Origin of the sequence: Sphingobium sp. YR768 (genome assembly GCF_900111125.1) — a bacterium.
In the GTDB taxonomy this organism is placed as follows: domain Bacteria; phylum Pseudomonadota; class Alphaproteobacteria; order Sphingomonadales; family Sphingomonadaceae; genus Sphingobium.
Genome location: NZ_FOGE01000016.1, coordinates 1 through 26,288, shown reverse-complemented (window position 1 = coordinate 26,288; position 26,288 = coordinate 1). Strand labels below are relative to the sequence as shown.

At 62.7% G+C, this 26,288-nt stretch carries 29 protein-coding genes; 20 read left to right on the top strand and 9 right to left on the bottom strand.

The features are described from left to right. Window positions 1-18 precede the first annotated feature (18 nt). From BMX92_RS17110 to BMX92_RS17100, 3 genes are read right to left on the bottom strand one after another with little or no spacing between them, the layout of a single operon-like run. Window positions 19-774 (bottom strand): SDR family NAD(P)-dependent oxidoreductase, encoded by a 756-nt coding sequence (locus tag BMX92_RS17110; RefSeq protein WP_093018717.1) that lies wholly within the window; start codon window positions 772-774, stop codon window positions 19-21. Further along, window positions 771-1,286 (bottom strand): cupin domain-containing protein, encoded by a 516-nt coding sequence (locus tag BMX92_RS17105; RefSeq protein ID WP_093018716.1) that lies wholly within the window; start codon window positions 1,284-1,286, stop codon window positions 771-773. Before BMX92_RS17105 ends, BMX92_RS17110 begins: the two co-directional genes overlap by 4 nt. Continuing rightward, a complete protein-coding gene (locus BMX92_RS17100; protein ID WP_093018715.1) occupies window positions 1,283-2,242 on the bottom strand; it encodes a fumarylacetoacetate hydrolase family protein in 960 nt (319 codons plus the stop codon). The genes BMX92_RS17105 and BMX92_RS17100 overlap by 4 nt, the downstream gene beginning before the upstream one ends. Window positions 2,243-2,421: 179 nt before the next feature. On the opposite strand from BMX92_RS17100, the gene BMX92_RS17095 reads away from it, so the two are divergent. The 7 genes from BMX92_RS17095 (at window position 2,422) to BMX92_RS17065 (ending at window position 8,460) form a co-directional block, all read left to right on the top strand. Continuing rightward, window positions 2,422-3,573, top strand: a complete 1,152-nt coding sequence (locus BMX92_RS17095) for an alpha/beta hydrolase (protein ID WP_093018714.1) — start codon at window positions 2,422-2,424, stop codon at window positions 3,571-3,573. Further along, the gene (locus tag BMX92_RS17090; protein ID WP_093018713.1) at window positions 3,573-3,980 is read left to right on the top strand and encodes a VOC family protein; all 408 of its coding nucleotides are present in this window, start codon (window positions 3,573-3,575) and stop codon (window positions 3,978-3,980) included. The genes BMX92_RS17095 and BMX92_RS17090 overlap by 1 nt, the downstream gene beginning before the upstream one ends. Before the next feature lie 123 nt (window positions 3,981-4,103). Continuing rightward, on the top strand, window positions 4,104-5,315 hold the full coding sequence (locus tag BMX92_RS17085; protein WP_093018712.1) for an MFS transporter: 1,212 nt from the start codon (window positions 4,104-4,106) through the stop codon (window positions 5,313-5,315). Further along, on the top strand, window positions 5,308-6,021 hold the full coding sequence (locus BMX92_RS17080) for an SDR family NAD(P)-dependent oxidoreductase (protein WP_093018711.1): 714 nt from the start codon (window positions 5,308-5,310) through the stop codon (window positions 6,019-6,021). The genes BMX92_RS17085 and BMX92_RS17080 overlap by 8 nt, the downstream gene beginning before the upstream one ends. A gap of 16 nt (window positions 6,022-6,037) precedes the next feature. Further along, window positions 6,038-6,337: a putative quinol monooxygenase gene (locus tag BMX92_RS17075; protein ID WP_093018865.1), complete on the top strand. Its 300-nt coding sequence runs from the start codon at window positions 6,038-6,040 to the stop codon at window positions 6,335-6,337. 24 nt (window positions 6,338-6,361) lie between these two features. Beyond that, on the top strand, window positions 6,362-7,693 hold the full coding sequence (gene hisD, locus BMX92_RS17070) for a histidinol dehydrogenase (protein WP_093018710.1): 1,332 nt from the start codon (window positions 6,362-6,364) through the stop codon (window positions 7,691-7,693). After that, the gene (locus tag BMX92_RS17065; protein WP_093018709.1) at window positions 7,693-8,460 is read left to right on the top strand and encodes an SDR family NAD(P)-dependent oxidoreductase; all 768 of its coding nucleotides are present in this window, start codon (window positions 7,693-7,695) and stop codon (window positions 8,458-8,460) included. Before hisD ends, BMX92_RS17065 begins: the two co-directional genes overlap by 1 nt. A gap of 40 nt (window positions 8,461-8,500) precedes the next feature. Here BMX92_RS17065 and BMX92_RS17060 read toward each other — a convergent pair whose 3' ends face one another. Continuing rightward, window positions 8,501-9,700, bottom strand: coding sequence for an FAD-dependent monooxygenase (locus BMX92_RS17060; protein ID WP_093018708.1), 1,200 nt, complete (start codon window positions 9,698-9,700; stop codon window positions 8,501-8,503). 118 nt (window positions 9,701-9,818) lie between these two features. Between BMX92_RS17060 and BMX92_RS17055 the strand changes: the two genes are divergently transcribed. The 4 genes from BMX92_RS17055 (at window position 9,819) to BMX92_RS17040 (ending at window position 15,673) form a co-directional block, all read left to right on the top strand. Then, window positions 9,819-12,263: a TonB-dependent receptor gene (locus BMX92_RS17055; protein WP_093018707.1), complete on the top strand. Its 2,445-nt coding sequence runs from the start codon at window positions 9,819-9,821 to the stop codon at window positions 12,261-12,263. A 65-nt stretch (window positions 12,264-12,328) separates the two neighbouring features. Beyond that, window positions 12,329-13,717, top strand: coding sequence for a sulfatase family protein (locus BMX92_RS17050; RefSeq protein WP_256213480.1), 1,389 nt, complete (start codon window positions 12,329-12,331; stop codon window positions 13,715-13,717). A gap of 3 nt (window positions 13,718-13,720) precedes the next feature. After that, window positions 13,721-14,650 (top strand): NAD-dependent epimerase/dehydratase family protein, encoded by a 930-nt coding sequence (locus tag BMX92_RS17045; RefSeq protein WP_093018705.1) that lies wholly within the window; start codon window positions 13,721-13,723, stop codon window positions 14,648-14,650. Window positions 14,651-14,665: 15 nt separating this feature from the next. Continuing rightward, entirely contained in the window at window positions 14,666-15,673 is a 1,008-nt protein-coding gene (locus BMX92_RS17040; protein ID WP_093018704.1) for a LysR family transcriptional regulator, read from the top strand. 150 nt (window positions 15,674-15,823) lie between these two features. On the opposite strand, the gene BMX92_RS17035 is transcribed toward BMX92_RS17040, so the two are convergent. Continuing rightward, window positions 15,824-16,261, bottom strand: coding sequence for a winged helix-turn-helix transcriptional regulator (locus BMX92_RS17035; RefSeq protein ID WP_093018703.1), 438 nt, complete (start codon window positions 16,259-16,261; stop codon window positions 15,824-15,826). 96 nt (window positions 16,262-16,357) lie between these two features. Between BMX92_RS17035 and BMX92_RS17030 the strand changes: the two genes are divergently transcribed. The 4 genes from BMX92_RS17030 (at window position 16,358) to BMX92_RS17015 (ending at window position 20,118) form a co-directional block, all read left to right on the top strand. Continuing rightward, on the top strand, window positions 16,358-17,167 hold the full coding sequence (locus BMX92_RS17030; protein WP_093018702.1) for an SDR family NAD(P)-dependent oxidoreductase: 810 nt from the start codon (window positions 16,358-16,360) through the stop codon (window positions 17,165-17,167). After that, the gene (locus tag BMX92_RS17025) at window positions 17,164-18,750 is read left to right on the top strand and encodes a phytoene desaturase family protein (protein WP_093018701.1); all 1,587 of its coding nucleotides are present in this window, start codon (window positions 17,164-17,166) and stop codon (window positions 18,748-18,750) included. Before BMX92_RS17030 ends, BMX92_RS17025 begins: the two co-directional genes overlap by 4 nt. Beyond that, the gene (locus BMX92_RS17020) at window positions 18,747-18,974 is read left to right on the top strand and encodes a hypothetical protein (RefSeq protein WP_093018699.1); all 228 of its coding nucleotides are present in this window, start codon (window positions 18,747-18,749) and stop codon (window positions 18,972-18,974) included. The genes BMX92_RS17025 and BMX92_RS17020 overlap by 4 nt, the downstream gene beginning before the upstream one ends. Window positions 18,975-19,047: 73 nt before the next feature. After that, window positions 19,048-20,118, top strand: coding sequence for a VOC family protein (locus BMX92_RS17015; protein WP_093018697.1), 1,071 nt, complete (start codon window positions 19,048-19,050; stop codon window positions 20,116-20,118). A gap of 75 nt (window positions 20,119-20,193) precedes the next feature. Here the strand turns inward: BMX92_RS17015 and BMX92_RS17010 are convergent, their stop codons facing one another. Continuing rightward, window positions 20,194-20,955 carry a LytR/AlgR family response regulator transcription factor gene (locus tag BMX92_RS17010; protein ID WP_093018695.1) on the bottom strand — a complete coding sequence of 254 codons (762 nt, stop codon included), beginning with the start codon at window positions 20,953-20,955 and terminating at the stop codon, window positions 20,194-20,196. Window positions 20,956-20,961: 6 nt separating this feature from the next. Next, on the bottom strand, window positions 20,962-22,074 hold the full coding sequence (locus BMX92_RS17005) for a sensor histidine kinase (protein WP_093018693.1): 1,113 nt from the start codon (window positions 22,072-22,074) through the stop codon (window positions 20,962-20,964). Between the two features lie 149 nt (window positions 22,075-22,223). Here BMX92_RS17005 and BMX92_RS17000 point away from each other — a divergent pair, with 149 nt between their 5' ends. The 5 genes from BMX92_RS17000 to BMX92_RS16980 all read left to right on the top strand — a co-directional run bounded on the left by BMX92_RS17000 (window position 22,224) and on the right by BMX92_RS16980 (window position 24,332). Further along, window positions 22,224-22,445 carry a hypothetical protein gene (locus tag BMX92_RS17000; protein ID WP_093018691.1) on the top strand — a complete coding sequence of 74 codons (222 nt, stop codon included), beginning with the start codon at window positions 22,224-22,226 and terminating at the stop codon, window positions 22,443-22,445. A 74-nt stretch (window positions 22,446-22,519) separates the two neighbouring features. Further along, window positions 22,520-22,774, top strand: a complete 255-nt coding sequence (locus tag BMX92_RS16995) for a hypothetical protein (RefSeq protein WP_093018689.1) — start codon at window positions 22,520-22,522, stop codon at window positions 22,772-22,774. A gap of 63 nt (window positions 22,775-22,837) precedes the next feature. Next, window positions 22,838-23,188, top strand: a complete 351-nt coding sequence (locus BMX92_RS16990; protein ID WP_256213479.1) for a winged helix-turn-helix domain-containing protein — start codon at window positions 22,838-22,840, stop codon at window positions 23,186-23,188. Between the two features lie 47 nt (window positions 23,189-23,235). Then, window positions 23,236-23,610, top strand: a complete 375-nt coding sequence (locus BMX92_RS16985) for a hypothetical protein (protein WP_093018685.1) — start codon at window positions 23,236-23,238, stop codon at window positions 23,608-23,610. 173 nt (window positions 23,611-23,783) lie between these two features. Continuing rightward, window positions 23,784-24,332 carry a hypothetical protein gene (locus BMX92_RS16980; protein WP_093018683.1) on the top strand — a complete coding sequence of 183 codons (549 nt, stop codon included), beginning with the start codon at window positions 23,784-23,786 and terminating at the stop codon, window positions 24,330-24,332. 64 nt (window positions 24,333-24,396) lie between these two features. On the opposite strand, the gene BMX92_RS16975 is transcribed toward BMX92_RS16980, so the two are convergent. Further along, entirely contained in the window at window positions 24,397-24,726 is a 330-nt protein-coding gene (locus tag BMX92_RS16975) for a YnfA family protein (protein WP_218145799.1), read from the bottom strand. Then, complete coding sequence (locus BMX92_RS16970; RefSeq protein ID WP_093018681.1) at window positions 24,723-26,039, bottom strand: chloride channel protein; 1,317 nt, start codon at window positions 26,037-26,039, stop codon at window positions 24,723-24,725. The genes BMX92_RS16975 and BMX92_RS16970 overlap by 4 nt, the downstream gene beginning before the upstream one ends. Between the last annotated feature and the right edge of the window lie 249 nt (window positions 26,040-26,288).

Genomic DNA, 26,288 nt, shown 5'->3' with positions numbered 1-26,288 from the left:
CGGCTATCGCCGCTGAACTCAGCTACCGTCGGTTATGAACGTCCCGCCGTCCACCACCAGATTATGGCCGTTGACGAACCCTCCCGCCGCAGAGGCCAGGAACAGGGCTGCCCCAGCGACCTCGTGAACTTCGCCCGGACGCCGCAGCGGCGTCATGGCCATGCGACGCTGCATGAAGGTGGGATCGGCGATCAGAGGCGCGGATAATTCGGTCCGGATGAAGCCGGGTGAGATGGCGTTCGCGCGTACATTGCGTGGGCCCCATTCAACCGCCAGATTGCGCGCGAGTTGCGCCACGCCAGCCTTGGCCAGCGCATAGGCATTGATGGCGCCATTGCCGCGCAGGCCCGAGAGGCTGGATATCAGGATCGCACTGCCCCCGCCCCGACCGGCGATATGGGGCAAGGCAAGATTGCACAATGCCACCTGACTGCGCAGATTGATGGCCATCACCCGGTCGAAATCGGCCATGTCGATGGTGGCGAAGGGGCCGGGGCGCCCGGTGATGCCCGCGTTGCAGATCAGTATGTCGATGCCGCCATGATGATCGACGGTTTTATCGACCAGCGCGGCCAGTTGGTCAGGATCGGCCACATCGGCGGGAACCGCTAATGCGCCCAACTCCCGCCCGACGCTTACACAATCCTCGGCATTTTCGCTGGAAATGACGACCTGCGCGCCATGATTCTGAAAGGCGCGGGCAATGGCCAGGCCAATGCCGCGTGTCGATCCGGTGATGATCGCGACCTTTCCGTGCAGGTCGAACAGGGTCAATGCACGTCTTCCGGTTTATGCTCGGGCAAAGGCTGGCCATTGTGCAGATAGGCCGGCGCCTCGATCAGGATGAAGGCGATGCGACAGGGCTTGTCGGACACATTGCGCCACAGATGATTGGTGCCGCGCTGGATGATGACGCCGTTTTCGCGGACCGTCGTCTTGCGGCCGTCTTCCAGTTCCAGTTCGACCTCGCCCGACATGATGATGCCATAGTCGATGCTGTTGGTACGGTGCATGGGAGATTGCCCGCGCGGCAGCATGTCGACGATGCGGATGGCAGACCCGCGGTTGATCGTCAGTCCGGCGTCACGGTCCCGCCCGTCCGTCTCGTCATTATTGTCCGCAGGAACGGTGTCGGTCGTCCATAACAGCAGGAAGGAGGCGTCGCCGCTCGGGATGATCCGGGTCGGGGCAACATCCTCCGACTTGAAGATGGCCCGTCCGTCTGCATTATGGCCGGTGACGACCCGCTGGATCGGCGGAAGGCCGGAATCGCTCATTTCGGTCATACGGATACTCCTTGATAGGGGATGACCTGCTGGTCGATGATGCCAAAGGGCGCGCGACCGTCCGCCAGTTGCGCTTCCATGCGAATGCGGTCGCCAAAGCGCATGAACCCGGTTCGCGGTGCGCCCTCGTCGACAATCTCGATCCCGCGCCGTTCAGCGATGCAGGATGATCCGACTTCCCGGAAATTGGCGTTGGATACGGTCCCCGATCCGATCACCGTTCCGGCAGGCAAGTGGCGCGTGCGGGCGGCATGCGCCACCAGTTCATGAAAGCCAAAAGCCATCGGCGCGCCGTTTGCGGCGCCGAAGCGGTTGCCGTTCCAGTCCACCAGCAGGTCGAGGCAGACCCGGCCATCGCGCCACTGGTCGCCCAGTTCGTCGGGCGTGACCGCGAAGGGCGCCATGGAGCAGGCCGGCTTGGCCTGAACCCAGCCAAAGCCCGTCTTCATCTCCGGTCCAGCCAGCATGCGGAGCGACCAGTCATTAATCTGCACGATCAGGCGAATATACCTCATGGCGTCCTGCGCGCCCGTCCCCATCGGCACGTCATCGACGATGACGCCGAATTCCCCTTCGAAATCGATGCCCAGATCTTCGTCCGGCATGGGGACGGCATCGGTGGGGCCATGGAAGCGATCCGAAAGTCCCTGATACATGAGCGGGCGGCCGGTTTTCTCCGGGGTGATGCCCAGAACCTTGTCCATCAACGCGCCATGGCTTTCGAAGGCGGAGCCATCCAGCCATTGCCAGGCGCGGGGCAGGGGCGCTGCGAGCGTGGCAGGATCGAGGGCGTGGGAGAAGTGGTCAACCGCAGTGAGCGACGCAGCGAGATCAGACCAGTCCTCCATCGCCTGCTGCAAGGTGGCAACCGGCGCCGGCGCATAATGGCGTCCATCGGGCGCGACGATGACCAGTTGCCCGTCCCGGCTCCCATCCTTGAGCGTTGCCAGCCGCATCCCGTCTCCTTTCAATCCATTCTTGTGCCAAGGGGGTGGGGCAGAGGACCCGTGATGGTCAAAGCCAATCTATCGATAGGCGGCCTCCATAAATTCGATTTGATCTGGACGGTGGCGGGCAGTCTTTGGCGGCATGAGGATGTGCGCCGGTCTGGCGCGAGATCATAAGGACAGGCTGCATGTTCGAACCCTTCCCCGGTAATTATGTCTGGAACCTCGCGACCAACCTGGCGCTGGTTTGCGGCGGCAATCATGGTGAGATTGACGAGGCCAATCGTCCGATCATGGACGCGGCCAAAGCGGGCGCCGACGCGGGCAGCGCGCTGATGTTCGATAGCTGGCTGCGGGTTGCCGATCAGGTTGCGGCCAATGCGGCGGCGGATGAGGCTGAGGGCTATCTCCTATCCGCCGGTAGCAAATATCTGCGCGCATCGGGCTATTATCTAGCGGCGGAACGGATGCAGAGCCGGGATTATGCGCCGCGCTGGGCCGCCTATGATCGCGGTCTGGAACTTTATGCCAAGGGCACGGCGTTGCGCGGCCTGCATGTCGATTTCGTGGAAATCCCCTATGAGGACAGCGCCTATACCGGCATCTTCGTCCATGACGGTTCGGGCACAGCCCGGCCCACGCTTGTTTCGGTCAATGGCCTCGACTCCATGAAGGAGCAGGTCAATATGGCGGGGCATGGCGCCGCCAATCTTGAGCGCGGGATCAATACGCTCTTCATCGACCAGCCCGGAACGGGGGAGGCTCTGCGCAAGCGTGGGTTGACGGCGGTCTATGATGCAGAGCGCTGGGGATCGGCGGCCTTCGACCATCTTCTGACCCGCTCCGACGTCATCCATAACAGAATAGGCATATTTGGTCTTTCCTTTGGGGGATATCACGCGCCCCGCATTGCGGCCAATGATCCACGCTATGCGCTGTGCGCCGTCATGGGCGCCAACCATGTCTGGGGACAGCGTCAGCGCGAACGGATCGCCAATGAGGGCGAAAATCCGGTACCCCATTATTGGGATCATGTGATGTGGGTGTTCGGCTTCGATGACCGGGATGATTTCCTGACCTATGCCGATCAGATCAGCCTGGATGGTCAGGTGGAGAAGATCAAAGTCCCCTTCCTGATCACCCATGGCGAGAATGACCGACAGATTCCTGCCTTCAATGCCCAGTTGAGCTATGATCAGGCCGTCAATTCACCCAAGCGGACGCTGCGCATGTTCACCAAGCAGGATTTCGAGGTCGAACATTGCGGTGCCGATAACGGGACGGGCATGCGCGATTATATTGCCGACTGGTGCGCCGAAACATTTGCGGAGATGGATTGATGGCGGAGTTCACCTTCCATCATGGAGGTGTCAGCGTCCCAAGCCTGGATGAGGCGATCGACTGGTATGGCCGGGTGCTGGGCTTTGCAGTAGAAAAGCGCTTCTACATCGACGCCGCCCGATCGCATGCGGCGATGATCCGCAAGGGGTCGCTGCGCTTCGAACTGTTCGAAGTGGAGGGCGCGGCGCCTCTGCCGGAAGAAAGACGGCATCCGCCATCGGATCTGCGAACCCACGGCAACAAGCATGTCGCCTTCCGGGTCGAGGATCTGGACCTGTTCCTGACCGAGATGGCGGAGAAGGGCGCCGATATCGCATTCGTCGTGCGGGAGGCATTCGGGAAGGGCTGTTTTCTGCGGGATTGTGCCGGCAATCTGATCGAATTCGTCGAAGAAACGAACGTCTGACGGCGGCATCGTTCCGGCGAATAGGTGGGTTTGATCCTTTCGGTTTGACCATCCACCCGCGCTCGGCTTCATTCTCTTTACATAAGAAGGAGAGGCTGGCGCCATGTTGCACGAGCAAGCTGCATGAGGGATCGAGAAGAAGCGCAGGAGCCGGGTTTTCTGACCGGCTTTTCGCTGCTGTTGCCGATTACCCTGTCGACCATGGCGATCGTGCTGCTGGCGCCGATCCTGCCGCAATTAATGTCCGATTTCAGCGACGTGCCCGGCTATGAATATTGGGTGCCGATGATCCTGACGATCCCGGCGCTATGCGTCGCCATCTTCTCGCCTTTTGGCGGGATGCTGGGGGACTGGTTCGGGCGTCGCCGGCTGCTGCTGGCATCCTTCCTGGCCTATGCACTGGTCGGTGTGGCGCCGCTGTTTTTGACCAGCCTGCCCGCCATTCTGATTTCCCGCGTGGGGGTGGGCGTGGCCGAAGCCCTGATCATGGTGCTGTCGACCACCTTGATCGGCGATTATTATAAAGGCGCTGCCCGCGACAAATGGCTGGCCGGGCAGACCGCCTTCGCCTCGCTATCGGCACTGCTCTTCTTCAATCTGGGCGGGCAGTTGGGTGTTTTCGGATGGCGCGCGCCTTTCTGGGTCTATGCCTCGGCTCTGCTGATGTTCGTGCTGGTGCTGCGTTATACCTGGGAGCCGCGGTGCGAGGCCGGCAGAGAACGGGCGCGGAGCACGGGGTGGGTCGGTTTCCCCTGGCGCCGGATGCTCATCATCATGGCGATCACCATCTATGGCTCGGTCTTTTTCTATACGGTGCAAATTCAGGCGTCGTCAGGACTGCATGTGCTGGGTCTTAGCGATCCGGCCCGTATCGGCTTTCTGACATCGGTTGCCAGTATCGGCGTGCCGCTGGGCACCCTGCTTTATTCCCGGATCGGTCGCTGGCCGGTGCGCGGGCTGTTGCTGCTGGAATTCATATTGCTGGCGATCGGCTTCGGCATCATGGGCCTGGCGCGCGGGTGGGAGGCATTCCTGATGGGCTGTTTCCTCAACCAGATCGGCGCCGGCCTGCTGCTGCCGACCCTGTTGGTCTGGGCCATGAGCCTCCTTTCCTTCGAGATCAGGGGACGAGGGGCAGGCATGTGGCAGAGCAGCTTTGCCTTCGGGCAGTTTCTGAGCCCCGTCGTCGTCACTCTGCTGTCGAAGCAGGCAGGCGGATTGATGGCAGCCTTTGGCCTGTTGTCGCTGGGGGCATTGATCGGCGTGATCCTTGTGTTGGTCGTACCGTTCCGGCGCGGTGAACAGACTATGGGAGTGGCAGTGGCCCATGGGTGATCGGCTGAAAGGGAAGCTGGCGGTCGTGACCGGCGCTGCCAACGGTATCGGGCAGGGATGCGCCCGCCTCTTCGCGGCGCAGGGTGCGACGGTGATCGGCGTGGATCGCAGCGGTGCCGATGAAAGTTGCGACCTGCTGGATGAAGCAGCGGTCGGCGAGCTGTTCGAACGGATCGGCGCCGAACATGGCCGGATCGATATTCTCGTCAATGCGGCCGCCTTCGCGATTTTCGAATGGATCGAGAAGATGCGCTATGCCGATTGGAAGGCGACACTGGCCGGGGAACTGGACATCGTCTTTCTCGCCACGCGGGCGGCCTGGCCCTGGCTGAAAGCAAGCGGCCGGGCGTCGGTCATCAACTTCGCCTCCGCCAATGCGCGCCATGCGCTGGAGGGATCGCCCGCACTGGCCCATTGCGCAGGCAAGGGGGGCGTACTGGCCATGACCCGGCAGCTCGCCATGGAAGGCGCGCCGCATGGCATTCGCGCCAACAGCATTGCGCCGGGCTTCATCCTGACAGCGGCGACGCGGCATCATCTGGCCTCCGATCCGGCGATCGAGGCGAAGATACTCGCGAAGAACATGATCCAGCGGCTGGGCGAGCCGGAGGATATTGGTTGGTGCGCCTTGTGGCTGGCGTCGGATGAGGCCCGCTATGTCACCGGTGCGGATATTGCCGTCGATGCAGGTGCGACGGCCTGGTAGGGCGAAGGAAGAAGCCATGATTACCGAAGTTGCCCGGATCGAGATCGATCCGGCGGATGCCGTGGCTTTCGAGGCTGCGGTGGGTGAGGCCATGCGCCATTTTCGCGTGGCGCCGGGGTGTCGCAGCTTCCGACTGGACCGGTCGGTCGACAGGGTTGGCCATTATCAACTGGTGGTCGATTGGGACAGTGTGGAGGCGCACATGGTCGACTTCCGCGCGACCGACGGCTTTGCCGCATGGCGATCGCTTGCCGGTCCCTTTTTCCGCACGCCGCCACAGGTCGATCATGTCGAGCGTGCACTTCAGGGTTTCTGACATATTTTTCAAAAGGATGATGGAATGGCACAATATCTGAAAAGGGGCGCCACGGCCGAAGCAAAGGCGGATGCCGATCGCAAGGTTCGCGACAGTGTCGAGGCGGCACTGGCCGATATCGAAAGGCGCGGCGATGCGGCCGTGCGTGAAATGTCGGTGAAGTTCGATGGCTGGGATCGGGAGGATTATCGCCTCAGTCAGGCGGAAATCGATGCATGCGTCAACAGCCTGACGCCGCAGGAACGCAAGGATATCGAATTTGCGCAGACACAGGTCCGCAATTTCGCGCGCATTCAGCGGAACTCCATGAAGGATGTGGAGGTCGAGACTCTGCCCGGCGTGATATTGGGCCACAAGAATCTGCCGGTGAATGCAGCGGGCTGCTATGTCCCCGGCGGGAAATATCCGTTGCTGGCCTCCGCTCATATGTCGGTCATCACCGCCAAGGTGGCGGGCGTGCCGCGCGTGATCACCTGTGCGCCGCCGTTCCAGGGCAAGCCGGCGCGGGCGATCGTCGCGGCGCAAGCCATGGCCGGCGCGGATGCCATTTACGCGCTGGGCGGCATTCAGGCTGTGGGGGCAATGGCGCTGGGCACGCAGAGCATCAATCCCGTCGATATTCTCGTCGGGCCGGGCAATGCCTTCGTTGCGGAGGCCAAGCGGCAATTGTTCGGGCGGGTGGGGATCGACCTGTTCGCCGGACCGACCGAGACGCTGGTGATCGCGGACGAGATTGGCTGCGATGCTGAACTGGCTGCGACCGATCTGTTGGGACAGGCGGAGCATGGACCGGACAGCCCGGCGGTTTTGCTGACCACGTCGGAGAAGCTGGCGCGCGAAACGATGAAGGAGGTCGAGCGCCTGCTGGCGATCCTGCCGACCGCCGATTATGCCCGCAAGGCGTGGGACATGTTCGGCGAAGTGATCGTCGCTGAAGATGATGCGGAAATGGTGCGCATCGCCGACGATCTGGCGTCGGAACATGTGCAGGTGATGACCGCCGATCCCGACTATTTCCTGAAGAATATGACCAACTATGGCGCCCTGTTCCTGGGACCGCGCACCAATGTCAGTTTCGGCGACAAGGTGATCGGCACCAATCATACGCTGCCAACCAAGAAATCGGCGCGCTACACCGGTGGGCTTTGGGTCGGGAAGTTCATCAAGACCTGCACCTATCAGAAGGTGCTGACCGATGAGGCCTCCGCATTGATCGGCGAATATTGCAGCCGGCTTTGCGGGCTGGAGGGCTTTGCCGGCCATGGCGAGCAGGCCAATATCCGCGTGCGGCGCTATGGCGGGCGGAACGTGCCCTATGCCGGTACCGCCGCGCCCAGCCCGGCGACGGCCGCCTGATGGACGCGCTGCCCACAACGCCGAGCTTTCGGCTGGATGCCAGGCGGGCGCTGGTGACGGGGGCGGGGCGGGGCATCGGCCTCGCCTGCGCTGCCGCACTGGCGCAGGCCGGGGCACATGTGACGCTGGCGGCACGCGGCCATGGAGAGATTGAGGCGGGCGCCGCCGCGATCCGCGCTGCCGGCGGACAGGCGGACGCGCTCACACTGGACGTCAATGATGTGGCTGGCACCGCGCGAGCGATCGAAGGCGTTGCGCCCTTCGAAATATTGCTCAACAACGCAGGCACCAATCGGCCCAAATCCGTCATCGACGTTTCGGAGGAGGATTATGATGCGGTTCTGGGGCTGAATCTCAAGGCGGCTTTCTTCGTCGCGCAGGCGGTTTCGCGGCGTATGATCGATGCGGGCCTCAACGGTTCCATTATTCATATGGGTTCGCAAATGGGCCATGTCGGCGGGCCCCAGCGATCGCTCTATTGCGCGTCCAAATGGGGGCTGGAGGGGATGAGCAAGGCGATGGCGCTGGACCTCGCCCCGCATGGCATCCGATCCAACACCATTGCACCGACCTTCATCGAAACGCCGATGACCAAGCCCTTCTTCGAGGACAAGGCGTTCCTTGTCAGCATCCTTACCAAGATCAAGCTGGGCCGTCTCGGCACGGTACAGGATCTGATGGGGGCGGTCGTGTTTCTGGCATCCGACGCTGCAGGCTTGATGACCGGCACGAGCCTGATCGTCGATGGCGGGTGGACGGCGGAATGAGCCATAGGAGCCGGTGGATATCTCCACCGGCTCCTATGGGTTAGAAGGGATCGTTCAACCGGCTGAGCGCCCCTTCCAGCAAGGCGGCATGTTCCTGCGGGGGGCGATGATCCAGCTGCAACCGGCCGATGCCGATACTGCTTTCGATCACGTCGCGGCAGCGGTCATAACGCCGCTCTTCATAGGCAGCGAGGCCGCTTGCCACATCCTTCGCCTTGGTCAGCTCTTCAGCTAGGACGATGGCGCTTTCCACCGCCATGCCTGCGCCCGATGCCAGATGCGGCGTGGTTGCATGCGCGGCATCGCCCACCAGGACGATCCTGCCATTCGACCAGGGGCGGGGTTGGAGTGCAGCGGCCAGCGGCCGGTAGTTGATCCAGTTGTCGCGCGTCATATTGTCGCGAACCCAACCGGCATTGCCGCCGAAATCCCTGAGCAGTTCCTTCAGGGTGGAGAAGAGTTCCTCTTCCGTCATGAAGGCTTCCCGCTCTTCATGCGGCGTCAGCATCCACATATAGACGGTGTCCGGTCCACAGGCGGTGATGCCGCAAGGGTTTTCGTGACCGAGATAGAATTCCCCCGCATCCAGTCCGGGCGGCTTGGCGATGGAAATACGCCAGCAGCCTTGGCCGGTCGGCTGGGGCGGACCCATATGCGGGAAGGCGATGGCCCGAACGCTGGACGCAACACTGTCAGCGCCGACCACCAGATCATAATGGCCGTTGGAACCGTCGGAAAAGGTCACCGCAACGCCGGAATCGTCATTTTCAAGCGCCGTGACCGTCAGGCCCAGCCGAACGCTTATGCCCAATTCCCTGACGCGCTCCTGCATGATTCTGTGCAGCACCGGGCGCATGATCCCGCCGGTCGCGGGAAGCCCTTCCTCGATCACCGGCTCTTCCAGATCGTGCAGATGCGTGCCGTCAAAGCGGAACAGCCGGGTTTTGTTGGTGATCGCGCCCGCCTTCTTGATCGGTTCCAGCAGCCCAAGGCGGCGATAGGCGCGCAGGGTCGGCCCGGTTATCGTGATCCCCGCTCCATAAACCCGCCATTCCGGGTCCAGGTCGATCAGCTCCGTGCGAACGCCCCTTTCCGTCAGACTGATGGCTGTCGCCATGCCGCCAATGCCTCCGCCTACGACAAGCGCCGTTGCGATGCTCTCGATATTATCCTCTGCCATGTGCTCATGGTTGGACGGGGCGGAGCGGCGCGACAAATTCTTCTTGTCGATGCGAGTCATCCATCGGGTCGTTTCGAACCGGTCCCTGTGGGCAGATAGGTGCCATCCAGCAAATCAATGTGACTTTTCCGCCGCAGCCTCCAGAATTGACCAAAATCAAATCATCAGGGAGAGGATCATGCGTAACGCATTGTTGGCGACCACCGCCTTTATAGGAATGATGGCCGCCATACCGGGGCAGGCACAAACGGCCGATCAGGCGGCGCAAGGCTCGGCGGGACTGGACGAGATCGTCGTCACCGCCCAGCGTAAGGAAGAAAGCGCGCAAAAGGCGGCCGTGGCCATCGATGCAGTGACGGGTAGCGACCTGTTGCAGCAGGGCATCGCAAGGGCCGAGGATATTACCAAGACCGTCCCGGCTATCAGCATCACCAATGGTGGCGGCTCCAACACGTCCATCTTCATTCGCGGCGTCGGCAATATCACGTCGAGCAGCTATAATGATCCGGCGGTGACGCCGAGCTATGACGGCGTCGTGCTGGCGCGCGCGGCGGGCGCCTTCGGTTCCGCCTTCTACGATCTTGCCCGTGTCGAGGTGCTGAAAGGGCCGCAGGGCATTCTCTATGGTCGCAATGCCACGGGCGGCGCGGTCAATATCATTCCTGCCCATCCGGAAATCGGCCGCAATGGCGCTGGCTTCAATTTCTCCTATGGCAATTATGACGCGGTCAATGTCGATGGCTATGTGAACCTGGCTACCAGCGACAATAGCGCGCTGCGTTTCGCGGCAACGCGGCAGGTGCGCGACGGGTTTAATCGCGACGGCAGCGATGATCTGGACCGCAGCGGCCTGCGTGGTCAGTTCCTGATCGAACCGAACGATGATGTCAGCCTGCGCATCGGCGCGGACTGGACAAAGGTGGGCGGCGTCGGGCCGGGCGGCAGCTATATCGGCTCCTTCACGCCGGGCGCGACCGGCTACACTTTCACGGCAGCGCCGTTCGACACGTCCGAGGGCTTCAACACGGACGCGGCCAATGCCTATCGCCAGACATTGCTCGGCGCACCGGGCTTCGGCTTCCTCAATGCGATGAACCAGGATGCGTCGGTCGATTATACTTATTGGGGCGTCAATGCGGAGCTGAACTGGAAGACCGATATCGGCACCTTCACCCTGATCCCGGCCTATCGCCAGTCGAAGGGAGAAACCTTCTTCTACGGTCCTGCCTTCAACACCGCCTATAATTGGGAAAAGGACAGCCAATATAGTCTGGAAGCGCGCCTTGCCGGATCGGTCGGCATGGTCGACTATGTGCTGGGTGGCTTCTACTTCAACGAAACGATCGACGCGAAGAATGAATATAATCAGGAATTCGTACTGCCGATCCAGTCCTATACCCACAAGACTAAGAGCTGGGCCGCGTTCGGCCAGCTGACCGCCAACGTCACGGATCGCTTCCGTCTGGTGGGCGGCGCGCGCTACACTCGCGACAAGAAGTCGATGGATGGCATCATCAATAACTTCATCACCTTCTGCGGCGGCCTGCCGCCGGCCAACATCACGCCGCCGGCCTCTTTTGCTGCCGGTTGCGCCGCGCCCGGTGCGCTGCCCCATTATCCCAATTTCCTGACGACGGCCGACACGGTGAACTGGCTGGCCAGCAATGGCTGGATCGCGGCGGGGAGCACCGATCAGGCCAATGCGCAGGTCTTTCCGCTGCTGAACGGCACCGGCACCATCCTGAAGACCTATAATCCGGTGGTCGACAGCGGCACCTATTCGCGGGTCACGTGGAAGGCGTCGGCGGAGTTCGACCTCGGCCCGCAGAACCTGCTCTATGCCACGGTCGAAACCGGCTATCGCGCTGGCGGCTTCCAGTTGGCGGAGGGCAAGTCGCGTTACGACCCGGAATTCATCACCGCCTACACGATCGGATCGAAGAACCGCTTCTTCAACAATCGGGTCCAGCTCAATCTGGAAGGCTTCTACTGGAAATATAAGGACCAGCAGATCACCTATTTCACCGTCGACACCAGCGGCACGCTGATCAATTCCAACGAGAATGCGGGCAAGGCGACGATCAAGGGCTTCGATGTCGACGCCATGGTCAAGGCGACCCGGACGACGACGCTGAACGCCAAGGTGCAATATCTCAAGGCCACCTATGACGACCTGCATCTCTATACCGCATCGCCGCGCGACAATATCAACTGTTCCTATACGCTGACGGGTGGCACGGCGGGCGGTGCGCCGGTGAAGGACTTCAATTGTTCGGGCAAGCCGCTGCTCTTTTCGCCCAAATGGACCGTCAATCTGGGCGCCGAGCAGGTGGTGCCGCTTAGCAACACGCTGGAACTGGTCGGCAATGTCGCGACCGCCTGGCGCGCCTCGCAATATGGCGCGTTCGAATATCTCGATTTCGAACGCATCCCGGCCTATTGGCAGACCGATCTCAACCTGACGCTGCGCTCGCCCGATGGCGGCTGGTCGGTCGGCGGCTTCCTCTACAATCTGGAGGACAAGCGCCGCATTTCCACGCCGCAGCGCTCGCCGATCGGCATGGCGGTCGCCCGCTTTGGTGCGCCGCGCACCTATGGGCTGCGGTTGTCGGCGGAATTCTAAGCTGTAGGTGGATGGGAGGGGGCAGGTCGCGCGCCTGCCCTCCCGACAAGGAAGAGGAGAGAGCATTGCGGGTCGATCGGCGGACATTCATGCGGGGCGCGGGCGCGCTGGGCGCACTCGCGGCGGCCGGGGAAGCGCAGGCTGCCGCCGCCAAGGGCAAGCGGCCCAACATCATCTTCATCATGGCCGACGATCTGGGTTATGCCGACCTGTCCTGCACCGGATCACACCATATCAAGACACCCGCGATCGACAGCATCGCCGCGCAGGGCATCCAGTTGCGGCAGGGCTATGCCAACAGCTCCATCTGTTCGCCGACCCGCACTGCATTGCTGACCGGCTGCTATCAATATCGCTTTGCGATCGGGATCGAGGAGCCGCTGGGACCAGCCGCGCCGGATGGCATCGGCGTGCCGCTCGACCGGCCGACCATCGCCTCGGTCATGCGGGCGATCGGCTACCGCACGAAATTGATCGGCAAATGGCATCTGGGCGAGCCGCCCAAACATAGCCCGCTGCACCACGGCTATGACGAGTTTTTCGGCATCATCGAAGGTGCGGCCGATTATTTCCGGCACCATATGGTGATGGGCGGCAAGGATGTCGGCATCGGCCTGGCACAGGGCGACACGCCGATCGAACGCAACGGCTATCTGACCGACCTGTTCGGGGATGAGGCGGTCAGGACGATCGAGCAGGCCGGGGATACGCCCTTCTTCATGAGCCTGCATTTCAATGCGCCGCACTGGCCGTGGGAAGGGCGCGAGGATGCAGCGGTGGCGCCGACGCTGGGCGCGTCCTTCCATTATAATGGCGGCAGCCTGACCAAATATAAGGAAATGGTCGAGGCGATGGACCAGAATGTCGCCAAACTGCTGGCCGCGCTGGAGCGGAGCGGGAAGGCGGATGACACGATCATCATCTTCACCAGCGACAATGGCGGCGAGCGTTTCTCCGAAACATGGCCCTTGACCGGGATCAAGGGGGAGTTGCTGGAGGGCGGCATCCGCGTGCCGCTGCTGATGCGCTGGCCGGGCAGGATCGCGCCGGGATCGACCTCCGATCAGGTGATGATCTCGATGGATTTCCTGCCGACCCTGCTGGCGATGGCGGGTGGTAATTCGGGCAAGGCAGGGACGTTCGACGGCATGGACCTGTCGGCGCAACTGACCGGCGAGGCGGCGCCGATCACACGAACGCTCTACTGGCGCTACAAGGGCAATGGGCAGGCGGCACTGCGCGATGGCGACTGGAAATATCTGAAGCTGGGCGGGAAGGAGCATCTGTTCAATCTGGCGCAGGATGAGCGAGAGCGGGCCGATCATGTCACCGACGATCCGGCCCGGCTGAAGGCGATGCGGCTGCAATGGGACAGCTGGAATGCGCAGATGCTGCCCTATCCCTTGGGCAGCTACAGCGAGGATGTGCGGGACCATTATGCGGATCGGTATTGAAGCATGACGATTATCGTGACGGGCGCGGGTGGCTTCGTTGGTCGCCAACTGGTGCAACGGTTGCTGGCAGCGGGCCGTTCGGTCGTGGGCATGGATACGGCGGCAGGCGGCATCCCGGACGGTGCGCGGCCTGTCGTGGGTGATATTTGTTCCGCCGCCGTACGGGCAGAGGCCTTCGCCAACGGCTGCGCTGCGCTGGTCCATCTCGCCACCGTACCGGGCGGCGCGGCGGAGGCCGATCCGGCGGCATCGCGTCGGGTGAATATCGACGCCATGTACGATCTGCTGGACGCGGCGAAGGCGGCGGGCGACCGGCCCCGCATCGTCTATGCCAGTTCGATCGCGGTGTTCGGCGATCCGTTGCCTGCGCAGGGGGTAGACGACCAGACCCCGTTGGCGCCGCGCATGGTCTATGGCGGGCACAAGGCGATGATGGAGATCGCCGTCGCGATGATGCACCATCGCGGCGAGATTGAGGGGGTGAGCGTGCGCCTGCCCGGCATCCTCGCCCGTCCGAGGGGGCCATCGGGCATGAAGTCCGCCTTCATGAGCGACCTGTTCCATGCCCTGCGCGCGGGCGAGGCTTTCACCTGCCCGGTATCGGCGGATGCGACCATCTGGGCGCAGTCGGTCAGCCGCTGCGCTGACAATCTGCTGCATGCCATCAGCATGGACGCATCGCTCATGCCGGCCACGCGGGTCGTGACTCTGCCGGCGCAGCGCATCACCATGGGCGATCTGGCGGCGGAAATCGCGCGCCAATGCGGCACCTCCGCTGATCTCGTCAGCTATCGTCCCGATGCCGCGCTGGAGGCCGCTTTTGGTGCGCATCCGCCCTTGTCCACGCCCGCCGCCGACCATGCCGGATTTGCCCATGACGGCGATACTGCTAGGCTGGTGGCCAATGCACTGTCGGTCATAGCGGCAGGCTGAAAAGAGGAGAGCGACATGCGGTTCGACAGGCTGGATCTCAATCTGCTGGTGGCGCTCGATGCGCTGCTCAGCGAACGCAGCGTCAGTCTGGCGGCGGACCGCATCTGCCTGTCGCAGTCGGCGACATCCTCCGCTTTGGGGCGGTTGCGCGAATATTTCGCGGATGATCTGCTGGTGCAGAAGGGCCGGCAGATGGTGCTGACCGCCCGCGCCGAAGGACTGGTCGATCCGGTCCGCGCGGTGCTGGAGCAAATCCGCACCACCATCGCCGTGCCGCCGCCATTCGACCCCGCGACGTCAGACCGCACGATCCGCATCATGGCATCGGACTATATGACCGAAGTGCTGCTGGCGGCGGCGATGACCGATTTGCAGAGCCAGGCACCGGGGATGCGTTTCGAAATCCAGTCGCTGACCGAAGTGCTGCTGGAATCGCTGGAGCGGGGCGCGATCGACCTGCTGGTCACCATCGACTATGCCATCTCCGCCGATCATCCGAGCCAGATATTGTTCGAGGATGATTATGTGGTCGTCGGCTGGAACTGCAATCCAGCCATGGCCGAGCCGATGACCAAGGATCGCTATTTCGAGATGGGGCATGTGACCGCCCGCTTCGGACGGGCACGGGTATCGGCGTTCGAGGATTGGTTCGTGCGGCGGCAGAAGCGGCAGCGCCGGATCGAGATCGTCACCCACAGTTTCCTGTCGATGGCCGGGCTGGTGATCGGGTCGAACCGGATCGCCACTATGCACCGGCGGCTTGCTACGCGCATGGCGGAATATCTGCCGCTGACGCTGCGCGAAGTGCCGATGGATATCCCGCCGATCCGCGAGGCAATCCAGTGGCATATTTCCAGCAATAATGATCCGGCGATCCGATGGGTGGTGGAACGGATCGTCGCGGGCGCGCAGACGCCGGCGACGGCGGGCGGCAGCGTGGTGTCGCTGGATCATGCGCGGGTCTCGCGTGAAGAACTGGCGGCACAGTTTTTAAGCGATGCCACCCCGCGTGCGCGCAACTGAGGCTGGCACTGGTGGGGGGCTGGCGCTTAACTTCGCATATTTCCCGTAGATTTTAACATTTTATTACGCGAAGTTGATCCTATCAGAAAGTCAGCGGGTCAGTAGAGCGCCTGAAGGGTGTGTAGGACAGGGGGATTACAGCCCTTCATGCTATGCATGCTCATCGAAGAGGGCGCGCTCTTTCTCTATCTGGTTCCGCCTGCCCTGCGCCCAGACGAGCAGCCGCTTCGCCTCCAGGAGCAATTCCTGCCCCAGCGGCGTCAGCGCATAGCCCACCTTGGGCGGGACATCGTCGCTCACGGATCGCAATACGATACCGTTGCGTTCCAGCAAACGCAGCTTGAGCGTCAGCACCCGCTGGGAGATACCGCCTTCCGCGCTCATCCGGTCGAGCAGGCGGCGCAGTTCGGCATGTCGGAACGGACCGATGTCCAGCAGCAACAGGATCAGCATAGACCAGCGATCGCCGAGCAGACCGAAGATGGTCCGGATCGGCGCATCCTGTTCCGCGCCATGCTGGTGCATGTCCTGCGCCAGCGCCGTCAGCCTGTCGCGGCAGGCAGGGTCGAAATCGTCGAAATCGCTCATCGTTCGTTATTTGGAAGGCACAAAAAAGTGCCGTCTTCTCCCCTTTGCAGGGCACCTTATGATGCTTTGCCAGAAGATCAAGCGAAGGAGAGGGCGATGGCGTCGGATGCAATCCGTCTCGATGGAAAGGTAGCCGTCATTACGGGCGGGGCAGGCGGGATCGGCGCCGCCACCGCACGGCTGATGGCGGCGCGAGGGGCGAGGGTCGCGATTGCCGATATTGCGATCGACGCGGCCCGGACGCTGGCGGAAAGCCTGCCCGACGCGATCGCCGTGCCGCTTGATCTGGAAAATGAAGCGTCGATTCAGGCGATGATGGCTGCCGTGGCGGACCATTATGGACGGCTGGATATCCTGCATAATAATGCCGCGCTGCTTGGCCCCGATATCGCACAACAGGATGGCGATATCGAGCATATGGGAACGGCGCTGTGGGACCGGACCTATGCGGTCAATGTGCGCGGGACGATGATCGCCTGTCGCGCCGCCCTCCCGCACATGCGGGCAAGCAAGGGCAATATCGTCAACACCGTCAGCAACCTTGCCTTGCAGGGGCATCTGATCCAGGCGGCTTATAGCTCGTCCAAGGCGGCGATCATCCAGATGACGCGGTCCATTGCCGCCAGCCATGGCGCGCAGGGCGTGCGCTGCAACGCGGTGGCGCCGGGCATGACGCTGACGCCGGCCCTGCGCGAAGCTTTCTCGCCGTTACTGCGGCAGGCGGTGGAGGCGGAGACGCTGCGCGACCGGCTGGGCGAGCCGGAGGATATTGCCGAGGCCGTCGCCTTCCTCGCGTCCGACGCGGCGCGCAACATCACCGGGCAGTTGTTGGTCGCCGATGGCGGCTGCGCCAGCCATGTGCCGGGCATCGCGCAATTTCGGGCCTTTTTTGGAGAGCATGTATGAGCAGCTATGACATCGTCGTCATGGGCGGCGGCCATAATGGCCTGACCGCGGCGGCCTATATGGCGAAGGCCGGCAAGAAGGTCTTGGTGCTGGAGCGCAAGCCGCATTATGGCGGCGGCGTTTCCACGCGCGAATTGATCCAGCCCGGCTTCTGGCATGACGAGCACAGCAATGTGCATATCATGATCCAGGGTAATCCGATGCTGCGGCAGGATGAACTGGGCCTGCTGTCCAAATTCGGGCTGGAATATATCTATCCCGAATTGCCCCATGCCTCGATCTGGGAGGACGGCACCATCGTCCGCTCCTGGCGCGATCTGGACCGGACCTGCGAGGAAATCGCGGCTTTCTCGCCCAAAGATGCCGACGCCTATCGCAAGTTCGCGCGGGCCAGCATGGCGGCCCTGCCGATGTTCATGTCCGGCCTGTATGCGCCGCCCTTCCCGATGGGCGCGTTCGTGGCGATGATGGACCAGTCGGATGAGGGCCGCTTCCTGCTGGACGTCATGCAGCGGTCTGCGCTGGACGTGGTAAACCAGTATTTCGAAAGCGACCTGCTGCGCCTGCACATCGTGCGAATGGTGACGGAAAATCTCCAGATGCCCGACGAACTGGGCACCGGCATGGGGGCGTTCCTGATGCCCGGCATCATCCACGCCTATGGCTGTTCCATGCCCAAGGGTGGGTCGGGACAACTCTCCCATGCGCTGGTCCGTGCGATCGAGCATTTCGGGGGCGAAGTGCGCTGCAATGCCGAGGTGCGCCGGGTCATCGTGTCCGGTGGCAAGGCTGTGGGTCTGGAACTGATCGACGGAGAGACGTTCCATGCGAAGGATGGCGTGATCGGCGCGATCCATCCGCATGTGCTGCGCAAATTCGTCTCCGAAACGCCTGAGCCGGTGCTGGAACGGGCGGACCGCGTCACCCAGTCGACCTTTTCCATCAACCTCACCCATCTGACCTTGAAGGAACGGCTGAAGCTGAAGGTCGGCAACGACACCAACGCCATGATGACCGAACTCATGGACTTCTACAGCATGCGCGACATGCTGCTGGAATATGACAAGCTGCGGCGGGGCGAAGTGTCGGAACGGCTGATCGCGGGCGGCGACAATACGATCTTCGATCCCAGTCGCGCGCCCGATGGCGCGGGCATCTTCTACGGCGTGAATTTCGCGCCCTATGATCTCTATCCCGGCGGCCCCGGATCATGGGATGAGCGCAAGGAGGAGATCGCCGACAAGGCGCTGGCGCAATATCGCAAATTCTATTCCAACCTGACCGACGACAATATCAGCGGACGGCTGATACGATCGCCGATCGACCATGAGCGCGACAGCCCGGCCAGTTTCCTGAAGGGCGATATCCATGGTTGCGCGCCCTTCTTCTACCAGTCGGTCGGCCATCGCCCGACGCCGGACCTGGGCCATTTGCGCGTGCCGGGGATTGAGGGGCTCTATCTGGTCGGGCCGTTCATGCATCCGGGCGGCGGCGTGTTCGGTGCCGGCCGCGCCACGGCGATCCAGATGATGGACGATATGGACATCGATTTCGACAAGGTCTGCGCAGGAGCCGTGCAATGACGAGCCAGAAGCCAAAAGGCATGAAAATATTGGATGCGCAGGACAAGGAGTTGATGACCGTGCGCCGGATCGAGCGGGAGGGCAATGCCCTGATCATCCGGGGCAAGATATTCGGCGCCATGCCCATGGTCGCGAAGCTGACCCCGGCCGAAGCCCGCGCGGCCCTCCGGCTACTCGACTTCAGGACGTTCCTGTTCCTCCTGTCCCTTCTGTTCCGCAGATAGCTGCGTCCCATGAAATGCGTTTTTGGGCGACCGGGTCACTCTTCATAACAGCATGGAAGGATGAGGAGTGACCATGAGCATTGTGGGCGTAGCAAACGCTGTCTTCGGCGTTTCCGATCTCGAAGAACATCAGCGTTTCTGGACGGATTTCGGCTTGTCCCTGTCTCACGCAAATGAGGATGAGGCGATATTCGAACTGCCTTCGGGTTCGCGCATCACATTATACCGCCATGGCGACCCTCGCCTGCCCTCGCCTGATCCTTTCCCCGGCGACGGTCTGAAGGAAACCGTATGGGGCGTGGAAAATGCGGATGTGCTGGAACGCATCGCCGCCAGCCTTGTGACTGAAGTCGACGTGCGGCGCGATGCCGATGGCGCGCTCCATTGCCTGTGCCCCGACGGACAGCCGATAGCGGTACAGGTCTGGGCCAAGCGCGCCGTGGTCAGCGAGACGAGTCCGGTCAACACGCCCGGCCACTATCCGCGCCTCAATCAGCACCGAATCTGGCGCCGCCGGGCCATCCCAAAGACGATCAACCATGTGGTCTTTTTCTCGCCCGATTATGTGGGCAGTTTCGAATTTTACGAACGGCATCTGGGTTTTCGCTATATCGACCATAGCAAAGGCACCGGCATATTCGCCCGCGCGCCCGGCACGTTCGAACATCATTCGATCTTCTGGGTAAATTGCGACCTGCCTATCGCGCCGGACCATTTCAAATTCATGCATATCGCCTTTGGCATGGACGACATTGACGAGGTGATGCTGGGCGCCAACATCATGGAAGCCAAGGGCTGGAAAAATGCCAGCATGAACAGCAGCGGCGGCATTTCGCGCCACCGCATCTCATCCGCCATCTATTATTATTGCGACATGCCCGGAAAGGCCGGCGAAGCGGAATATCATGCCGACACGGATTATCTGGACGATAATTGGGTACCGCGCGCCTGGGACTTTCGCTTCGGCTCCCTGCTCTGGTCCAACAATGCGCCGCCGATCTTCCGGGGCGACAATATCCCCTGGGACATGACTTTCGACGCGGACCGGGCGAGCTTTGAACCGTTCCGGAAGAGCAAACCCGGAAAGAGTGTGGTCGAAGGAAAACTCGCTGAAATCACTATTGAGGATGAACATGCGATCTGATTGATCGCTATCTTCGCAATATTGCGGAAGGCGACGTCAGCAATCCCGCGCGCATGTTGCGGTTCTTTTGTCATTTTATCGCCCCGTCATCGCCCGGGCATTGGCCAGGAAGGTGCGGCCGATCCGGATTTCGCCGCCGTCCGTGAGGGCCGCGAACCAGACGCCGCTGCCATCGTGGCGCAGGCGGGCGATATGGTCGCGGCGGACGATGTGGCTGCGATGCAGGCGGACGAACTGTTGCGGGTCCAGCCGTTCCTCCAGCGAACTGATCGTCTGGTGCAACAGATAGCTGTGCGCGCCGACATGCAGGCGCATATAGTCCCGCTCCGCCTCGATCCGGTCGATCTGGTCGGCGGCGATGCGGATCAGTTCGGAACGGTGCGGCACCCAGAATTCCTCGGCCCATTCGGGCGGTGCTTCGGCCGATATGGCGGCATCCCCGGCAGAGCCATGACTGCGCAACGCCACTTCCACCCGGTCGATCGCGCGGGTCAGGCGATCATGGGCGACGGGTTTCAGCATATAGTCGACGGCGGCGAGGTCGAACGCCTCGACCGCGAACCCTTCAAAGGCGGTGACGAAGATCACGGCGGGGCGGATGCCCATGCGGCCGACGGCGCGGGCAACGCCAATGCCATCCAGCAAAGGCATGGCGATGTCGAGCATGACGAGGTCGGGCTTTAGCCCGTCGATCAGGCGCAGCGCCGCTTCGCCATCCGTGGCGGTGCCGACCAGCGCGATGCGGGGTTCGCGGGCGCACAGCATCTGGAGTCGCTCGACGGCCAGCGGTTCGTCATCGACGATCATGGTGCGGATGGAGGTCGCAGGCAAAGACATGGGTTTTCAGCAGCCTCGGCGAATGACAGGAAGGGTCAGAAGCACGGAAAAACCGTCCCCCTCACGCGGACCATAGACGATCTGTCCTGCATCACCAAAACGCGCGGTGAGGCGGTCGCGCACATTGGCCAGGCCGATGCCGCTGCCAGCGTCCCCTTGCCCCGGCGGATTATCGCCATCGTCGCTGACCGCGATATGCATCTGATCGCCATCCTCCCGCGCGGTGATGGTGATGGTGACCGGGCTGGATGTACGCGAAACGCCATATTTGATCGCATTTTCGACCAGCGGCTGAAGGATGAGGCCGGGCACGCAGGCGCTGAGCAAGGCAGGCGGGATGTCGATACGGGTCACAAGCCGGTCGGGAAAACGCACCGCCTCGATATCCAGATAGAGTTTCTGAAGATGTACTTCCTCCGCCAGCGGAACATCGTCCAGCGGATCGCCGGTCAGGCTGGTGCGGTAGAAGTTGGAGAGCGACATGATCATCTTTTCCGCCTCGTCCGGCCTGTTGCGCATGACCAGCGTGGAGAGGGAATTGAGTGTGTTGAACAGGAAATGCGGGTTCACCTGATAGCGGAGCGATCGCAGTTCGGCCTGCTGGGCGGCGCGTTCCAGTCGGGCGGCGCGGCGTTCGGTGCGATGGGCGTCGCTGGCGTAGGACAGGGCCAGATAAAGGCCGGCCCAGGCGGAGAGGAAGAAGTAACGGCTGAGCGCATCCTCCACGATGGAGATGAGGACATAGCCTTCCTCCTTCACCATCTTCATCTTTTCGCCGTCGGAGATGAAGTTACCCGGATCATAGACGTTGAAGATATAATAGTTGGCCGCCGCCATCGCGAGCGCGAAGGGCGCGGCGAGCGAGAAGGCGGCAGCGACCCGCACGACCAGCGGCTTGCGGTCGAACCGGCGCAGCACCAGATAGAAGATCCAGGTGACGATGATGCCGATGGTCGCCACGACCATGCGCCGCGCGGCCATTTCGCCCTGCGACTCAAAGCCGACCACCACGGCGCGCAGGCTGACGATGATGGTGTAGAAAAACCAGAAACCCAATATGGAATAGAGCGCGATCGACGGCGCTACGCCGCGTTCGCCATCTTCGGCAGGATCAATCATCCTGCCTGTCTACGCGCCTGACGGCCAAAAGTCTGTAGGCTGCATGGTTGCTGGTCGAACGCGCGTGGACGTTGGTCGAAGCGGAACCGCGCCATAGGGGCGACCGTTGATTGCGAGGAAGGGCCATCAGTCCATCCGGGAGAAGAGCCATGACGGACAAGACCGACAAGACCGACATTCGCCCCAACAGCCGCGAGGAGGCGGGAGACGAACGGGAAAGCGACGCGCAGGACCATGTGCTGGATCAGGAGGATCGGCTGGAGGAAGGGCTGAAGGATTCGATGGATGCATCCGATCCGCCCTCTGCCACCCGGCCGGGCGATCATGGCGATCCGGTGCCTTCTTCCGGCTACAGCCCGCAGGATCGATAGCCGCCGCTTTCCACTTATGTTATGCAGGCGGTGGCAGAGCGAAACCGCCGCCGATCGAGAGGAGCAAGACCCCTATGCCGACATCCACTACCCCGGCCATCGAACGGATCGCCCGCGTCCTGGCTGGTCGTCATTTGAGCCTGAACGGCGAAGGGCAGGACCCCCATGCGGCCGGGGCCGTGGATGCGGCATGGCCCGATCATGTCGATGACGCTTATGCGATATTGAGCACGTTGCGCGAACCCGACGCGCATATGGCGCAGGCGGGTGACGTCGCGGTATGGCGGGCGATGATCGGCGCGGTGCTGGAGCGGCGGGCGGGTCTATAAACGATCCCTTTTAAGAGGTCGGCATTGGCCCGCAGCCCTGCCTGTGGCATGGGATGCGGGCCGATGCTGAAGATCAAGATCCAGATTTATTGCGGCGACGAGATCGCGATGGGGCCAGGCAAGGCCGACCTGCTCGACGCCATCGTCAGCGAAGGATCGATTTCCGGCGCGGGGCGTAAGCTCGGGATGAGCTATCGGCGCTGCTGGCTGCTGGTCGATGTGATGAACCGATGCTGGGACATGCCGCTGGTCGCCACGTCGAGCGAGGGCGCCAGGCTGACTGAGCGCGGCGCCGAGATATTGCGGGACTATCGGGATTTGCAGGAGAAGGTTTGCACGGCCGGCGCGCAGGGCGGCAGGGCGCTGGAGCAATATGTGCGCGCGCAGCCATTGGCGGCGCGGGCGCAGTCCTAAATCTTTCGGTAAGGTCGATCGGGCATGAGGGCGTGCGGAGGCCCTGCATGTACGACATCCTTTTTCGCCATGACATCAATCTGTTGGACATTGCCTGGCATGGGTTGTTCACTGGTGAGGAAGTCGCGGCCTATGCGCGCGAGGTGAAGGGGCGTTTCGTGGCGGAGGGATTTTCGCCCGGCTATCTGCTGCGAATGGACATGAGTCGCAGCGCAGTGCAGCCGCAGGAGGCGCTGGCGGCATTTCGCGAACATCTGGGCGAAGGCAATTTCCCGCGCGCGTCGCGCATCGCCATCGTCACGCCCAGCGCCATCGCCCGGTTGCAGGTGAAGCGGGAAATGACCCAGAGCTATCTGCGCATCTTCGAAACGGCGCCGCCGGCGCTGACATGGCTGCTGACGGGCGAGATGCCGGCCGAGTGATCAGTGGCGTGGCGCCCGCTGCTCAACGGCTGGCCGCAGTCATCGAATTTACATGTTGCACCGCACAACGAAATCTGTTCCCTTGTGAACAGCGGTGGAACAGGCGCTTAAGCCTTCAGTAACCATGGAGGGCGCATGTTCCATCCTGCGACTTGAAGTCGGAGGGCTTGAATATGGGCACGAGTGCAAGACCGGCGGACGGGGCTGTTACCCTGGCGGAACTGCGTGAATTCGCCAGCTTCCCGTCTGCCACGCAGCGTTACATCAGGCGTTCGCTCGATATCGGGCTGCATCGCCGCGACGCGATGAAGCTATGGTCGCGCGACATGGTGGAGGAAGCCTCGATCCGCGCGCAGGCGCGCATCTATGGCCGACTGGACGAGATCAAGATGCGCGTGCCCGACGATAGCGGTCTGGAGCAGGTGGAGCCGTTCATGGCGCCGCTGGTCACCGTTTCCGCCTTCGACCTGGGCCAGGATCGGCTCGGCAGCTTTTCGGCTTATCGCTTCCTCTATGAGCGTCTGCTGGGCGCGGGCGCGCGTCCCTGGTTGCCGGGGGCCTTTTGCGCGGCGGCGAGCCTGCCGCATCTGCACCCCGACAAGAGGCGGCTGTTGCTCCAGTCGATCAGCGAAGCGGCGGCGACGGCGGTGGGCTGGTCCAATCGCGAGCCGACCTTCTACCCGGAATGGGTGGAGAAAGTGGACATGTCCAAGGCGAACTGAACGGGCGCCAGGTTTTTGAGAAGGCCGCGCGGAGTGGGGGCTCCGGCGCGGCCTTTTCGCATTGTCAGGCGCGATGGGGGGCGTAGAGGATGATCGCCGCGCCAATCAGGCAGAAGGCGACGCCGATCATGTCCCAGCGGTCGGGGCGGACGCCCTCCGCCCCCCACAGCCACAGCAGGGCCGACAGGATATAGATGCCGCCATAGGCCGCATAGGCGCGGCCGGCCTGATCGCTGTCGACCAGCGTGAGCAGCCAGGCAAAGAGAGCCAGTGAAGCGCAGCCCGGCAGCAGCCAGAGCGGCGAACGATCCATGCGCAGCCAGGCCCAGAAGGCGAAACAGCCGGCAATTTCGGCCAGTGCGGCGGCGAGGTAGATGAGCGGAGCGGGGATCATTTCCCTTCGGCGGCATGGGCAGCCTTGGCCCGGTCGAGAAAATTGCGCGACAGGCCATGATAGAGTCGGTCCTTGCAGACGCGCTGCGCCGCCCAGTCGGCCACCAGCGCCGCACCCAGCAGCGGCAGCATGAAGCCACGGCTGCCGGTGGTTTCGGAAATGATGATGACTGCGGTCAGAGGCGCGCGCACGACTCCGGTGAAATAGGCGACCATGCCCAGCAGCACGACAGCGCTGGCCTGATCGTCCGGGAAGATCCAGCGGAGCAGGTTGCCGAAGCCCGCGCCGGTGGCAAGGGAGGGGGCGAAGATGCCGCCGGGAATGCCCGATATGCTGGTGGCGAGCGTGCTGACGAATTTGGCGGGCGCGAACCAGAGCGGGTGATGGCCGCCGGTGATCAGTTGGCGTGCGGGTTCATAGCTGGTGCCCCAGGTGAGGCCGGTGGCGACGCCGATGGCGGCGACGACCAGTCCGCAGCCGCTGGCGAAGAGGATCGGGTTGGCGCGCATCCAGTCGGTAAAGCCGTTGCTCGATCGAGCCGCGCCCAGTGCCAGCCGCGCGAACAGCCCGCCGGATGCGCCGCCCATCAATCCCGCTAGCAGGGCGATGGGAATGGCGGACTGGAGCGGCAGATGCGCCGCGACGGCGCCGAAATAGACATAGTCGCCGGCCAGCCCCAGACTGACCATGCCGGAAATGATGACGGCGGTGATGACCAGCAGGGTCATGCGCTGCTCATAGGCGGATGCCAGTTCTTCGATCGCGAAACAGATGCCGGCCAGCGGTGTGTTGAAAGCGGCAGCGACCCCCGCTGCGCCGCCCGCGACCATGACCGATGCGCGCAACGGCACGTTGAGCAGGGCATGGACGCGGGCGAGAATGGCGGCGCTGATCTGCACCGTGGGGCCTTCGCGGCCGACCGATGCACCGACCAGCAGACCGGCGATGGTCAGCGCGACCTTCAGCAGGGCGGTGCGCAGGTCGATGAGGCAGCGGCCCACTTTTTCGGGCAATTGGGTGGCGGCGATCACTTGCGGAATGCCGGAGCCGCCGGCGAAGGGCGCGGCGCTGCGGGTTATCCAGGCCAAAGCGGCGAAGCCCAGCGGCGTCAGGAGCAACGGCAACAAGCGATTGGCGTGGGCAAGGCGTTGAAAGGCTTCGCTCGCTTCATCGGCGGCCCAGGCGAAGGCGACGGCCGCCAGCCCCACCAGCACCGCCCCGCCCATCAGCGCCAGCCTGCGCCGGAACAGCAGCGACGTCGGGCCGCTGTGTCGGATGACGGCGCGGACGCGGCGTGCGGTCCAGCGCTTCATTGGGCGTCTGGTCCGATCAGGTGGCGGGCGGGGAGCCGGGCGGGCATGAAGAGGCGATATTCCGTGCTTGGGTTGCGACCAACGCCCGGCCTCCTAGGCCGATGCAACGCTGATTGCAAAGCGCTTGCGACGGAAAGCCGCCATTGTCCGAATTTAGAGCGGGATGACGTTTGGCTGATTCAAGCGGGATTCCCTTTGGGGTGATTTTCTGATTCAAGATGCTTGCTGGGCATGGAGGCCAGCGAGCAT